General features: G+C 50.0%; 25 protein-coding genes. All 25 read left to right on the top strand.

The window, feature by feature from the left end; all coding sequences use genetic code 11:
• Window positions 1-7: 7 nt before the first annotated feature.
• The 25 genes from rplB to ACSPHG_RS21675 all read left to right on the top strand — a co-directional run bounded on the left by rplB (window position 8) and on the right by ACSPHG_RS21675 (window position 12238).
• A complete protein-coding gene (rplB, locus tag ACSPHG_RS21795; RefSeq protein ID WP_042312092.1) occupies window positions 8-829 on the top strand; it encodes a 50S ribosomal protein L2 in 822 nt (273 codons plus the stop codon).
• A gap of 16 nt (window positions 830-845) precedes the next feature.
• The gene (gene rpsS, locus ACSPHG_RS21790) at window positions 846-1124 is read left to right on the top strand and encodes a 30S ribosomal protein S19 (protein ID WP_001138115.1); all 279 of its coding nucleotides are present in this window, start codon (window positions 846-848) and stop codon (window positions 1122-1124) included.
• Between the two features lie 13 nt (window positions 1125-1137).
• On the top strand, window positions 1138-1470 hold the full coding sequence (gene rplV, locus ACSPHG_RS21785; protein ID WP_002919773.1) for a 50S ribosomal protein L22: 333 nt from the start codon (window positions 1138-1140) through the stop codon (window positions 1468-1470).
• A 17-nt stretch (window positions 1471-1487) separates the two neighbouring features.
• Entirely contained in the window at window positions 1488-2189 is a 702-nt protein-coding gene (rpsC, locus tag ACSPHG_RS21780) for a 30S ribosomal protein S3 (RefSeq protein WP_000529945.1), read from the top strand.
• Window positions 2190-2201: 12 nt separating this feature from the next.
• Window positions 2202-2612: a 50S ribosomal protein L16 gene (gene rplP / locus ACSPHG_RS21775; RefSeq protein ID WP_008927134.1), complete on the top strand. Its 411-nt coding sequence runs from the start codon at window positions 2202-2204 to the stop codon at window positions 2610-2612.
• Window positions 2612-2803, top strand: coding sequence for a 50S ribosomal protein L29 (rpmC, locus tag ACSPHG_RS21770; protein WP_008457158.1), 192 nt, complete (start codon window positions 2612-2614; stop codon window positions 2801-2803). Before rplP ends, rpmC begins: the two co-directional genes overlap by 1 nt.
• Window positions 2803-3057, top strand: a complete 255-nt coding sequence (gene rpsQ, locus ACSPHG_RS21765; protein WP_000130100.1) for a 30S ribosomal protein S17 — start codon at window positions 2803-2805, stop codon at window positions 3055-3057. Before rpmC ends, rpsQ begins: the two co-directional genes overlap by 1 nt.
• 166 nt (window positions 3058-3223) lie before the next feature.
• Window positions 3224-3595, top strand: coding sequence for a 50S ribosomal protein L14 (gene rplN / locus ACSPHG_RS21760; protein WP_008457164.1), 372 nt, complete (start codon window positions 3224-3226; stop codon window positions 3593-3595).
• A 10-nt stretch (window positions 3596-3605) separates the two neighbouring features.
• The gene (gene rplX / locus ACSPHG_RS21755; protein ID WP_435955566.1) at window positions 3606-3920 is read left to right on the top strand and encodes a 50S ribosomal protein L24; all 315 of its coding nucleotides are present in this window, start codon (window positions 3606-3608) and stop codon (window positions 3918-3920) included.
• A 14-nt stretch (window positions 3921-3934) separates the two neighbouring features.
• A complete protein-coding gene (rplE, locus tag ACSPHG_RS21750; RefSeq protein ID WP_435955565.1) occupies window positions 3935-4474 on the top strand; it encodes a 50S ribosomal protein L5 in 540 nt (179 codons plus the stop codon).
• Window positions 4475-4487: 13 nt separating this feature from the next.
• On the top strand, window positions 4488-4793 hold the full coding sequence (gene rpsN / locus ACSPHG_RS21745; RefSeq protein WP_121264437.1) for a 30S ribosomal protein S14: 306 nt from the start codon (window positions 4488-4490) through the stop codon (window positions 4791-4793).
• A 33-nt stretch (window positions 4794-4826) separates the two neighbouring features.
• Complete coding sequence (rpsH, locus tag ACSPHG_RS21740; RefSeq protein ID WP_121264439.1) at window positions 4827-5219, top strand: 30S ribosomal protein S8; 393 nt, start codon at window positions 4827-4829, stop codon at window positions 5217-5219.
• Window positions 5220-5232: 13 nt separating this feature from the next.
• The gene (gene rplF, locus ACSPHG_RS21735) at window positions 5233-5766 is read left to right on the top strand and encodes a 50S ribosomal protein L6 (RefSeq protein WP_435955564.1); all 534 of its coding nucleotides are present in this window, start codon (window positions 5233-5235) and stop codon (window positions 5764-5766) included.
• A gap of 9 nt (window positions 5767-5775) precedes the next feature.
• Window positions 5776-6129, top strand: coding sequence for a 50S ribosomal protein L18 (gene rplR / locus ACSPHG_RS21730; RefSeq protein WP_435955563.1), 354 nt, complete (start codon window positions 5776-5778; stop codon window positions 6127-6129).
• 14 nt (window positions 6130-6143) lie between these two features.
• Window positions 6144-6644: a 30S ribosomal protein S5 gene (rpsE, locus tag ACSPHG_RS21725; protein ID WP_121264447.1), complete on the top strand. Its 501-nt coding sequence runs from the start codon at window positions 6144-6146 to the stop codon at window positions 6642-6644.
• A gap of 6 nt (window positions 6645-6650) precedes the next feature.
• On the top strand, window positions 6651-6830 hold the full coding sequence (rpmD, locus tag ACSPHG_RS21720; protein ID WP_004846568.1) for a 50S ribosomal protein L30: 180 nt from the start codon (window positions 6651-6653) through the stop codon (window positions 6828-6830).
• Window positions 6831-6833: 3 nt separating this feature from the next.
• Window positions 6834-7268 carry a 50S ribosomal protein L15 gene (rplO, locus tag ACSPHG_RS21715; protein ID WP_167614996.1) on the top strand — a complete coding sequence of 145 codons (435 nt, stop codon included), beginning with the start codon at window positions 6834-6836 and terminating at the stop codon, window positions 7266-7268.
• Window positions 7269-7275: 7 nt separating this feature from the next.
• Window positions 7276-8607: a preprotein translocase subunit SecY gene (secY, locus tag ACSPHG_RS21710; RefSeq protein ID WP_121264453.1), complete on the top strand. Its 1332-nt coding sequence runs from the start codon at window positions 7276-7278 to the stop codon at window positions 8605-8607.
• A gap of 30 nt (window positions 8608-8637) precedes the next feature.
• Entirely contained in the window at window positions 8638-8754 is a 117-nt protein-coding gene (gene rpmJ, locus ACSPHG_RS21705) for a 50S ribosomal protein L36 (RefSeq protein ID WP_000868187.1), read from the top strand.
• A gap of 146 nt (window positions 8755-8900) precedes the next feature.
• Window positions 8901-9257, top strand: a complete 357-nt coding sequence (gene rpsM / locus ACSPHG_RS21700; protein WP_121264456.1) for a 30S ribosomal protein S13 — start codon at window positions 8901-8903, stop codon at window positions 9255-9257.
• Between the two features lie 16 nt (window positions 9258-9273).
• Window positions 9274-9663: a 30S ribosomal protein S11 gene (gene rpsK, locus ACSPHG_RS21695; protein WP_004138423.1), complete on the top strand. Its 390-nt coding sequence runs from the start codon at window positions 9274-9276 to the stop codon at window positions 9661-9663.
• Window positions 9664-9696: 33 nt separating this feature from the next.
• Window positions 9697-10317, top strand: coding sequence for a 30S ribosomal protein S4 (rpsD, locus tag ACSPHG_RS21690; protein WP_202308084.1), 621 nt, complete (start codon window positions 9697-9699; stop codon window positions 10315-10317).
• Window positions 10318-10342: 25 nt separating this feature from the next.
• Window positions 10343-11332, top strand: coding sequence for a DNA-directed RNA polymerase subunit alpha (locus ACSPHG_RS21685; protein WP_002438685.1), 990 nt, complete (start codon window positions 10343-10345; stop codon window positions 11330-11332).
• A 40-nt stretch (window positions 11333-11372) separates the two neighbouring features.
• Window positions 11373-11759, top strand: coding sequence for a 50S ribosomal protein L17 (gene rplQ / locus ACSPHG_RS21680; RefSeq protein ID WP_039898879.1), 387 nt, complete (start codon window positions 11373-11375; stop codon window positions 11757-11759).
• Between the two features lie 110 nt (window positions 11760-11869).
• Complete coding sequence (locus tag ACSPHG_RS21675; RefSeq protein ID WP_435955562.1) at window positions 11870-12238, top strand: DnaJ family domain-containing protein; 369 nt, start codon at window positions 11870-11872, stop codon at window positions 12236-12238.
• Window position 12239: the final 1 nt, after the last annotated feature.

Raw genomic sequence — 12239 nt, 5'->3', positions numbered from 1 at the left:
AAAGACAATGGCAGTTGTTAAATGTAAACCGACATCTCCGGGTCGTCGCCACGTTGTTAAAGTGGTCAACCCTGAGCTGCATAAGGGCAAACCTTTTGCTCCGCTGGTTGAAAAAAACAGCAAATCCGGTGGCCGTAACAACAATGGCCGTATCACCACTCGTCACATTGGTGGTGGTCACAAGCAGGCTTATCGTATTGTTGACTTCAAACGCAACAAAGACGGTATCCCGGCAATTGTTGAGCGTCTTGAGTACGATCCGAACCGTTCTGCGAACATCGCACTGGTTCTGTACAAAGATGGCGAACGCCGTTACATCCTGGCCCCTAAAGGCCTGAAAGCTGGCGACCAGATTCAATCTGGCGTTGATGCTGCAATCAAAGCTGGTAACACCCTGCCGATGCGCAACATCCCGGTTGGTTCTACTGTTCATAACGTAGAAATGAAACCTGGTAAAGGCGGTCAGCTGGCACGTTCCGCTGGTACCTATGTGCAGATCGTTGCACGTGATGGTGCTTACGTTACCCTGCGTCTGCGTTCTGGTGAAATGCGTAAAGTCGAAGCTGACTGCCGCGCAACACTGGGCGAAGTTGGCAATGCTGAGCATATGCTGCGCGTTCTGGGTAAAGCGGGTGCTGCTCGCTGGCGTGGTGTTCGTCCTACCGTTCGCGGTACTGCGATGAACCCAGTAGATCACCCACATGGTGGTGGTGAAGGTCGTAACTTTGGTAAGCACCCGGTAACTCCGTGGGGCGTTCAGACCAAAGGTAAGAAGACCCGCAGCAACAAGCGTACTGATAAATTCATCGTACGTCGCCGTAGCAAATAATTTTAGAGGATAAGCCATGCCACGTTCTCTCAAGAAAGGTCCTTTTATTGACCTGCACTTGCTGAAGAAGGTAGAGAAAGCGGTGGAAAGCGGTGACAAGAAGCCCCTGCGCACTTGGTCCCGTCGTTCAACGATCTTTCCAAACATGATCGGTTTGACCATCGCTGTCCATAATGGTCGTCAGCATGTTCCGGTATTTGTTTCCGACGAAATGGTCGGTCACAAACTGGGTGAATTTGCACCGACACGTACTTATCGCGGTCACGCTGCTGATAAAAAAGCCAAGAAGAAATAAGTAGGAGGAAGAGATGGAAACTTTAGCTCAACATCGCCACGCTCGTTCTTCTGCTCAGAAGGTTCGCCTTGTTGCTGACCTTATTCGCGGTAAGAAAGTGTCGCAGGCACTGGACATTTTGACCTACACCAACAAGAAAGCGGCTGTATTGGTCAAGAAAGTTCTGGAATCTGCCATTGCTAACGCTGAACACAACGATGGCGCTGACATTGACGATCTGAAAGTCGCGAAAATCTTCGTAGACGAAGGCCCTAGCATGAAGCGCATTATGCCGCGTGCAAAAGGTCGTGCAGATCGCATCCTGAAGCGCACCAGCCACATTACTGTGGTTGTGTCCGATCGCTGAGACTCTGGAGACTAGCAATGGGTCAGAAAGTACATCCTAATGGTATTCGCCTAGGTATTGTAAAACCATGGAACTCTACTTGGTTTGCGAACACCAAAGAATTCGCTGACAACCTGGACAGCGATTTTAAAGTTCGTCAGTACCTGACTAAGGAACTGGCGAAGGCGTCTGTATCTCGTATCGTTATCGAGCGTCCAGCTAAGAGCATCCGTGTGACTATTCACACTGCTCGCCCTGGCATCGTGATCGGTAAGAAAGGCGAAGACGTAGAAAAACTGCGCAAGGTCGTAGCGGATATCGCTGGCGTTCCTGCACAGATCAATATCGCCGAAGTACGTAAGCCTGAACTGGACGCAAAATTGGTTGCTGACAGCATCACTTCTCAGCTGGAACGTCGTGTTATGTTCCGTCGTGCTATGAAGCGTGCTGTTCAGAACGCAATGCGTCTGGGCGCGAAAGGTATCAAAGTTGAAGTTAGCGGCCGTCTGGGCGGCGCCGAGATCGCACGTACCGAATGGTACCGTGAAGGTCGCGTGCCGTTGCACACTCTGCGTGCTGACATCGACTACAACACCTCTGAAGCGCACACCACTTATGGTGTAATCGGCGTTAAAGTGTGGATCTTCAAAGGTGAGATCCTGGGTGGGATGGCTGCTGTTGAACAACCGGAAAAACCGGCTGCTCAACCTAAAAAGCAGCAGCGTAAAGGCCGTAAGTAAGGAGAGTCGCTGATGTTACAACCAAAGCGTACAAAATTCCGTAAAGTGCACAAAGGCCGCAACCGTGGTCTGGCTGCCGGTACGGATGTTAGCTTCGGCACTTTCGGTCTGAAAGCTGTTGGCCGTGGTCGTCTGACTGCACGTCAGATCGAAGCAGCACGTCGTGCAATGACCCGTGCAGTTAAGCGTCAGGGTAAGATCTGGATCCGTGTATTCCCGGACAAACCGATCACCGAAAAGCCGCTTGAAGTGCGTATGGGTAAAGGTAAAGGTAACGTGGAGTATTGGGTTGCCTTGATTCAGCCAGGTAAAGTCCTGTATGAAATGGACGGTGTACCTGAAGAGCTGGCCCGTGAAGCATTCAAGCTGGCAGCAGCGAAACTGCCGATCAAAACCACCTTTGTAACTAAGACGGTGATGTAATGAAAGCAAAAGAGCTGCGTGAAAAGAGCGTTGAAGAGCTGAACACCGAGCTGCTGAACCTGCTGCGCGAGCAGTTCAACCTGCGCATGCAAGCTGCCAGTGGCCAGCTGCAACAGACTCACCTGCTTAAGCAAGTGCGTCGTGATGTTGCACGTGTTAAGACTTTATTGACTCAGAAGGCGGGTGCGTAATGACCGATAAAATCCGTACTCTGCAAGGTCGCGTTGTCAGCGATAAAATGGAGAAATCCATTGTTGTTGCCATCGAACGTTTTGTGAAACACCCAATCTACGGTAAATTCATCAAGCGTACGACCAAACTGCACGTACATGACGAGAACAACGAATGTGGTATCGGTGACGTGGTTGAAATCCGCGAATGCCGTCCACTGTCCAAGACTAAGTCCTGGACGCTGGTTCGCGTTGTAGAGAAAGCGGTTCTGTAATACAGTAAGCCTTCTCAAACTAATAAACGGCTCAGTAGTGGGCCGTTTATTTTTTCTACCCATATTCAGGAACCGGTGTTATAATGCCGCGCCCTCGTTTATGGGGCTTTTTAACGACCTGAATTCCAGGTCCCGAAGTAGTAGTTGACATTAGCGGAGCACTGAAATGATCCAAGAACAGACTATGCTGACCGTGGCCGACAACTCCGGCGCGCGTCGCGTAATGTGTATCAAGGTTCTGGGTGGCTCGCACCGTCGCTACGCAGGCGTCGGCGACATCATCAAAATTACCATCAAGGAAGCAATTCCTCGCGGTAAGGTGAAGAAAGGCGATGTCCTGAAAGCGGTAGTGGTGCGCACCAAGAAGGGTGTTCGTCGCCCGGACGGTTCTGTCATTCGCTTCGATGGTAATGCATGCGTTATTTTAAACAATAACAGCGAGCAGCCAATCGGCACGCGTATTTTTGGGCCGGTAACTCGTGAACTGCGTAATGAGAAGTTCATGAAAATTATCTCTCTGGCACCAGAAGTACTCTAAGGAGCGAATCATGGCAGCGAAAATCCGTCGTGATGACGAAGTTATCGTGTTAACCGGTAAAGATAAAGGTAAACGCGGTAAAGTTAAGAATGTCTTGTCTTCCGGCAAGCTCGTCGTTGAAGGTATCAACCTGGTTAAGAAACATCAGAAGCCGGTTCCGGCCCTGAACCAACCAGGTGGCATCGTTGAAAAAGAAGCTGCAATTCAAGTTTCTAACGTTGCACTCTTCAATGCGGCAACCGGCAAGGCTGACCGTGTAGGCTTTAGATTCGAAGACGGTAAAAAAGTCCGTTTCTTCAAGTCTAACAGCGAAACTATCAAGTAATTTGGAGTAGTACGATGGCGAAACTGCATGATTACTACAAAGACGAAGTAGTTAAAAAACTCATGACTGAGTTTAGCTACAATTCTGTCATGCAAGTCCCTCGGGTCGAGAAGATCACCCTGAATATGGGTGTTGGTGAAGCGATCGCTGACAAGAAACTGCTGGATAATGCAGCAGCTGATCTGACAGCAATCTCCGGTCAAAAGCCGTTGATCACCAAAGCACGCAAATCTGTTGCAGGCTTCAAAATCCGTCAGGGCTATCCGATCGGCTGTAAAGTAACTCTGCGTGGCGAACGCATGTGGGAGTTTCTTGAGCGCCTGATCTCCATTGCTGTACCGCGTATCCGTGACTTCCGTGGCTTGTCCGCTAAGTCATTCGATGGCCGTGGTAACTACAGCATGGGTGTCCGTGAGCAGATCATCTTCCCAGAAATCGACTATGACAAAGTCGATCGCGTTCGTGGTTTGGATATTACCATTACCACTACTGCGAAATCTGATGATGAAGGCCGTGCTCTGCTGGCTGCCTTTAACTTCCCATTCCGCAAGTAAGGTAGGGTTACTAATGGCTAAGCAATCCATGAAAGCACGCGAAGTCGTTCGCGTAAAACTGGCTGACAAGTACCGCGCTAAACGCGAGGAATTGAAAGCTATTATCTCTGGTGTGAACTCATCCGACGAAGAACGTTGGGATGCAGTTCTTAAGCTGCAGTCCCTGCCGCGTGATTCCAGCCCGTCTCGTCAGCGTAACCGCTGCCGTCAAACTGGTCGTCCGCACGCTTTCCTGCGGAAGTTCGGGTTGAGCCGTATTAAGGTCCGTGAAGCCGCTATGCGCGGTGAAATTCCGGGTCTTAAGAAGGCTAGCTGGTAATTGTCACCAATTGAATCACGGGAGTAAAGACAGATGAGCATGCAAGATCCGATCGCGGATATGCTGACCCGTATCCGTAACGGTCAAGCCGCGAATAAAGTTGCGGTCACCATGCCTTCCTCCAAGCTGAAATTGGCAATTGCCAACGTGCTGAAAGAAGAAGGCTATATCGAAGATTTTAAAATTGAAGGCGACACTAAGCCTGAACTGGAACTTACTCTTAAGTATTTCCAGGGCAAGGCTGTGGTAGAGAGCATTCAGCGAGTCAGCCGCCCAGGTCTGCGCATCTATAAGAAAAAAGATGAGCTGCCTAAAGTTATGGCCGGTATGGGTATTGCTGTCGTTTCTACCTCTAAAGGTGTTATGACTGATCGTGCAGCGCGCCAAGCTGGTCTTGGTGGCGAAATTATCTGCTACGTAGCCTAATTGGAGGAATAAAATGTCTCGTGTTGCTAAAGCACCGGTCGTTATTCCTGCTGGCGTAGAGGTAAAACTCAACGGTCAGGTTATTTCGATCAAAGGTAAGAACGGCGAGCTGACTCGTACTATCAACGATGCTGTTGAAGTTAAACACGCTGAAAATGCTCTGACTTTCGCTCCACGCGAAGGCTTTGCAAACGCGTGGGCCCAAGCGGGTACCACTCGTGCGTTGTTGAATGCAATGGTTGTCGGTGTTACCGAAGGCTTCACTAAGAAGCTGCAGCTGGTTGGTGTAGGTTATCGTGCAGCAGTTAAAGGCGATGTGGTGAATTTAGCCCTGGGCTTCTCTCATCCTGTTGAGCATCAGCTGCCGGCGGGTATCACTGCTGAATGTCCGACTCAAACTGAAATCGTGCTGAAAGGCGCTGATAAACAGATGATCGGCCAAGTAGCTGCTGACCTGCGTGCCTACCGTCGTCCTGAGCCATATAAAGGCAAGGGTGTTCGTTACGCCGACGAAGTCGTGCGTACCAAAGAGGCTAAGAAGAAGTAAGGTAACACTATGGATAAGAAATCTGCTCGTATCCGTCGTGCGACCCGCGCACGTCACAAGCTTAAAGAACTGGGTGCGACTCGTCTGGTGGTACATCGTACCCCGCGTCACATTTACGCACAGGTTATCGCACCGAACGGTTCAGAAGTCCTGGTAGCTGCATCTACTGTAGAGAAAGCTATCGCTGAGCAACTGAAGTACACTGGAAACAAAGACGCCGCTGCAGCTGTGGGTAAAGCTGTTGCAGAGCGCGCGCTGGAAAAAGGCATCACTGTAGTTGCTTTTGACCGTGCTGGTTTCCAATATCATGGTCGTGTCCAGGCACTGGCAGATGCTGCCCGTGATGCTGGCCTTCAGTTCTAAGGTAGAGGTGTAAGATGGCTCACATCGAAAAACAAGCTGGCGAACTGCAGGAAAAGCTGATCGCGGTAAATCGCGTATCTAAAACCGTTAAAGGTGGTCGTATTTTCTCCTTCACTGCTCTGACAGTGGTAGGTGATGGTAACGGTCGCATTGGTTTTGGTTACGGTAAAGCGCGTGAAGTTCCAGCAGCGATCCAGAAAGCGATGGAAAAAGCCCGTCGCAACATGATTAACGTCGCGCTGAACCACGGCACCCTGCAGCACCCTGTTAAAGGTGTGCACACAGGTTCTCGTGTGTTCATGCAGCCGGCTTCCGAAGGTACCGGTATCATCGCCGGTGGTGCAATGCGCGCCGTTCTGGAAGTCGCTGGAGTTCATAACGTTCTGGCTAAAGCATATGGTTCCACCAACCCGATCAACGTGGTTCGTGCAACTATTGATGGCCTGGCGAATATGAAATCTCCGGAAATGGTCGCTGCCAAGCGTGGTAAATCCGTTGAAGAAATTCTGGGGTAATTGACCATGGCAAAGACTATTAAAATTACACAAACCCGCAGTGCGATCGGCCGTCTGCCTAAGCATAAGGCAACGCTGCTTGGCCTGGGTCTGCGTCGTATTGGCCACACCGTAGAGCGCGAGGATACTCCTGCTGTACGTGGTATGGTCAACGCGGTTTCCTACATGGTTAAAGTTGAGGAGTAAGAGATGCGTTTAAATACTCTGTCTCCGGCCGAAGGGTCTAAGCACGCTTCCAAGCGTCTGGGTCGTGGTATCGGTTCTGGCCTCGGCAAAACCGGCGGTCGTGGTCACAAAGGTCAGAACTCTCGTTCTGGCGGTGGCGTACGTCGTGGGTTCGAAGGTGGTCAGATGCCGTTGTACCGTCGTCTGCCGAAATTCGGTTTCACCTCTCGCAAAGCAATGATCACTGCAGAGATTCGTCTGTCTGATCTGGCGAAAGTTGAAGGCGACGTAGTTGACCTGAACACGCTGAAAGCAGCAAACATTATCGGTATTCAGATTGAGTTCGCGAAAGTGATCCTGTCTGGCGAGGTTTCTCGTCCGGTAACTGTTAGCGGCCTGCGTGTCACCAAAGGCGCTCGTGCTGCTATCGAAGCTGCTGGCGGTAAAATCGAGGAATAAGTAGCAGATGGCAAAGCAACCGGGATTAGATTTTCAAAGTGCTAAAGGTGGGCTTGGCGAGCTGAAACGCAGACTGATGTTTGTTATCGGTGCGCTGATTGTGTTCCGCATTGGCTCTTTTATTCCGATCCCTGGTATTGATGCCGCTGTACTTGCCAAACTGCTTGAACAACAGCGAGGCACTATCATTGAAATGTTTAACATGTTCTCTGGTGGTGCCCTCAGCCGTGCTTCAATCTTTGCATTGGGTATCATGCCGTATATTTCGGCATCGATTATTATCCAACTGCTGACGGTGGTTCATCCAGCGTTAGCAGAGTTGAAGAAAGAAGGGGAGTCTGGTCGTCGTAAGATCAGCCAGTACACTCGTTACGGCACTCTGGTGTTGGCAATATTCCAATCAATCGGTATTGCTACCGGTTTACCGAATATGCCTGGTATGCAAGGCTTGGTGTTAAACCCAAGCTTTGCATTCTATTTCACCGCTGTTGTGAGTCTAGTCACTGGGACTATGTTCCTGATGTGGCTTGGCGAACAGATTACTGAACGTGGTATCGGCAACGGTATTTCAATCATAATCTTCGCTGGTATCGTTGCGGGTTTACCGCCGGCCATTGGCCATACCATCGAGCAAGCGCGGCAAGGCGACCTGCACTTCCTCCTGTTGCTGTTGGTTGCAGTATTAGTATTCGCAGTGACCTTCTTCGTTGTTTTTGTTGAGCGTGGCCAGCGCCGCATTGTGGTTAACTACGCAAAACGTCAACAGGGTCGTCGTGTCTATGCTGCGCAGAGCACGCATTTACCGCTGAAAGTGAACATGGCAGGGGTTATCCCGGCGATCTTTGCTTCCAGTATTATTCTGTTCCCTGCGACCATTGCGTCTTGGTTCGGGGGCGGTACCGGTTGGAACTGGCTGACAACAATTTCGCTGTATTTGCAGCCTGGGCAACCGCTTTATGTGTTACTCTATGCGTCTGCAATCATCTTCTTCTGTTTCTTCTATACGGCGTTGGTTTTCAACCCGCGTGAAACAGCAGATAACCTGAAGAAGTCCGGTGCATTTGTACCAGGAATTCGTCCGGGAGAACAAACGGCGAAGTATATTGATAAAGTAATGACCCGCCTGACTTTGGTTGGTGCGCTTTACATTACCTTTATCTGCCTAATCCCGGAGTTCATGCGTGATGCGATGAAAGTGCCGTTCTACTTCGGTGGGACCTCACTGCTTATTGTCGTCGTTGTCATCATGGACTTTATGGCTCAAGTGCAAACTCTAATGATGTCAAGTCAGTACGAGTCTGCATTGAAGAAAGCGAACCTGAAAGGCTACGGCCGTTAATCGTCGCTTGAGAAGTTACGGAGAGTAAAAATGAAAGTTCGTGCTTCCGTCAAGAAATTATGTCGTAACTGCAAAATCGTTAAGCGTGACGGTGTTATTCGCGTGATTTGCAGCGCCGAGCCGAAGCATAAACAGCGTCAAGGCTGATTATCTCGCATATTTTTCTTGCAAAGTTGGGTTGAGCTGGCTAGATTAGCCAGCCAATCTTTTGTATGTCTATGCGTTTCCATTTGAGTATCCTGAAAACGGGCTTTTCGGTATGGAGCGCATAATCAAAATAGTAGGAGTGCATAGTGGCCCGTATAGCAGGCATTAACATTCCTGATCAGAAACATGCCGTAATCGCATTGACTTCGATTTACGGTGTCGGCAAGACTCGCTCCAAGGCCATCTGTGCCTCTGCGGGTATCGCTGAAGATGTTAAGATCAGTGAGCTGTCTGAAGAACAAATCGACACGCTGCGTGACGAAGTTGCCAAATTTGTCGTTGAAGGTGATCTGCGCCGTGAAGTGAGCATGAGCATCAAGCGTCTGATGGACCTTGGTTGCTATCGCGGTTTGCGTCATCGTCGTGGTCTTCCAGTACGCGGTCAGCGTACCAAGACCAACGCCCGTACCCGTAAGGGTCCGCGCAAACCGATCAAGAAATAATCGGGGTGATTGAATAATGGCAAAGGCACCAGTTCGTGCACGTAAGCGTGTAAGAAAACAAGTCTCTGACGGCGTGGCTCATGTCCATGCTTCTTTCAACAACACAATCGTTACTATTACTGATCGTCAGGGTAACGCTTTGGGTTGGGCAACTGCCGGTGGTTCCGGTTTCCGTGGTTCTCGCAAATCAACTCCGTTCGCAGCTCAGGTTGCAGCAGAGCGTTGCGCAGAAGCCGTGAAAGAATACGGTATCAAGAACCTGGAAGTTATGGTTAAGGGACCGGGTCCAGGTCGCGAATCTACTATTCGTGCTCTGAACGCCGCTGGTTTCCGCATCACTAATATTACTGATGTGACTCCGATCCCTCACAACGGTTGTCGTCCGCCGAAAAAACGCCGCGTATAACGCCCGTTTTTTTAGGTTTGTTGGAGAAAGAAAATGGCAAGATATTTGGGTCCTAAGCTCAAGCTGAGCCGTCGTGAGGGCACCGACTTATTCCTTAAGTCTGGCGTTCGCGCGATCGATACCAAGTGTAAAATTGAACAAGCTCCTGGCCAGCACGGTGCGCGTAAACCGCGTCTGTCTGACTATGGTGTGCAGTTGCGTGAAAAGCAAAAAGTTCGCCGTATCTACGGTGTGCTGGAGCGTCAGTTCCGTAACTACTATAAAGAAGCAGCTCGTCTGAAAGGCAACACCGGTGAAAACCTGTTGGCTCTGCTGGAAGGTCGTCTGGACAACGTTGTTTATCGTATGGGCTTTGGCGCTACTCGTGCAGAAGCACGTCAGCTGGTTAGCCACAAGTCAGTTATGGTAAACGGTCGCGTTGTTAACATCGCTTCTTATCAGGTAACTCCGAATGACGTAGTCAGCATCCGTGAGAAAGCCAAAAAGCAATCTCGCGTGAAGGCCGCTCTGGAGCTGGCTGAACAGCGTGAAAAGCCAACCTGGCTGGAAGTTGATGCTGCTAAGATGGAAGGTGTGTTCAAGCGTAAGCCTGAGCGTACTGATCTGTCCGCGGACATTAACGAACACCTGATCGTCGAGCTTTACTCCAAGTAAAGCTTAGTACCAAAGAGAGGACACAATGCAGGGTTCTGTGACAGAGTTTCTAAAACCGCGCCTGGTAGATATCGAGCAAGTGAGTTCGACGCACGCCAAGGTGACCCTTGAGCCTTTAGAGCGTGGCTTTGGCCATACTCTTGGTAACGCACTGCGCCGTATTCTGCTTTCGTCTATGCCGGGTTGCGCGGTGACTGAGGTTGAGATTGATGGTGTACTACATGAGTACAGCACCAAAGAAGGCGTTCAGGAAGATATCCTGGAGATCCTGCTCAACCTGAAAGGGCTGGCGGTGAGAGTTCAAGGTAAAGATGAAGTTATTCTTACCCTGAATAAATCTGGCATTGGCCCTGTGACTGCAGCCGATATCACCCATGATGGTGATGTCGAAATCGTCAAGCCGCAGCATGTGATCTGCCACCTGACCGATGAGAACGCATCTATTAGTATGCGTATCAAAGTTCAGCGCGGTCGCGGTTATGTGCCGGCCTCTGCCCGAATTCATTCGGAAGAAGATGAGCGCCCAATCGGCCGTCTGCTGGTCGACGCCTGCTACAGCCCTGTAGAGCGTATTGCCTACAATGTTGAAGCAGCTCGTGTTGAGCAGCGTACCGACCTGGACAAGCTGGTCATCGAAATGGAAACCAACGGCACAATCGATCCTGAAGAGGCGATTCGTCGTGCGGCAACCATTCTGGCTGAACAACTTGAAGCTTTCGTTGACTTACGTGATGTACGTCAGCCGGAAGTGAAAGAAGAGAAACCAGAATTCGATCCGATCTTGCTGCGCCCTGTTGACGATCTGGAATTGACTGTCCGCTCTGCTAACTGCCTTAAGGCAGAAGCTATCCACTATATCGGTGATCTGGTACAGCGTACCGAGGTTGAGCTGCTCAAAACGCCTAACCTTGGTAAAAAATCTCTTACTGAGATTAAAGACGTGCTGGCTTCCCGTGGACTGTCTCTGGGCATGCGCCTGGAAAACTGGCCACCGGCAAGCATCGCTGACGAGTAACCGGATCACAGGTTAAGGTTTTACTGAGAAGGATAAGGTCATGCGCCATCGTAAGAGTGGTCGTCAACTGAACCGCAACAGCAGCCATCGCCAGGCTATGTTCCGCAACATGGCAGGTTCACTGGTTCGTCATGAGATCATCAAGACGACCCTGCCTAAAGCGAAAGAGCTGCGTCGCGTAGTTGAGCCGCTGATTACTCTTGCCAAGACTGATAGCGTTGCTAATCGTCGTCTGGCATTCGCCCGTACTCGTGATAACGAGATCGTGGCAAAACTGTTTAATGAACTGGGTCCGCGTTTTGCGAGCCGTACTGGTGGTTACACTCGTATTCTTAAGTGTGGCTTCCGTGCTGGTGACAATGCTCCGATGGCTTACATCGAGCTGGTTGATCGCGCCGAGTCTCAAACAGAAGCTGCTGCAGAGTAATCTGTAGTAACGTAGAAAAACCGGGCTTGCCCGGTTTTTTTATATCTGTGATTTCCCTCCTGCACCTATCCGTCGTATCCTTCTTTAATCTCACTCTATCAAAATAAGTTATGTGGTTACTCGATCAGTGGGCTGAGCTTCATATTGCCGAAGCCTTGAAAAAAGGCGACCTGGATAACCTGCATGGTTCCGGCTTGCCGCTAGAGTTGGATGATGACTCACACATCCCCGCTGAACTGCGAGTGTCTTATCGACTCTTAAAGAATGCGGGTTGTTTGCCACCTGAATTACAGCAGCGTAAAGATGCGATTGAATTAAGCGATCTTCTAAAGTCCATTAATCAGCAGCATCCGGACTATCAGGCAATCAGTAAAAAACTTACTCTTCTTGAACTCAAGTTGCGTCAGGCTGGAGTTAATACTGACTTTCTGCACGGTGAATATGCAGAAAGTTTGCTTCACAAATTTGATGAGGATTAAG

The organism is Dryocola baronae, from assembly GCF_051297175.1.
In the GTDB taxonomy this organism is placed as follows: domain Bacteria; phylum Pseudomonadota; class Gammaproteobacteria; order Enterobacterales; family Enterobacteriaceae; genus Dryocola.
The sequence above is the reverse complement of the archived record's forward strand: the minus strand, read 5'-3'. Positions and strand labels throughout refer to the sequence as shown.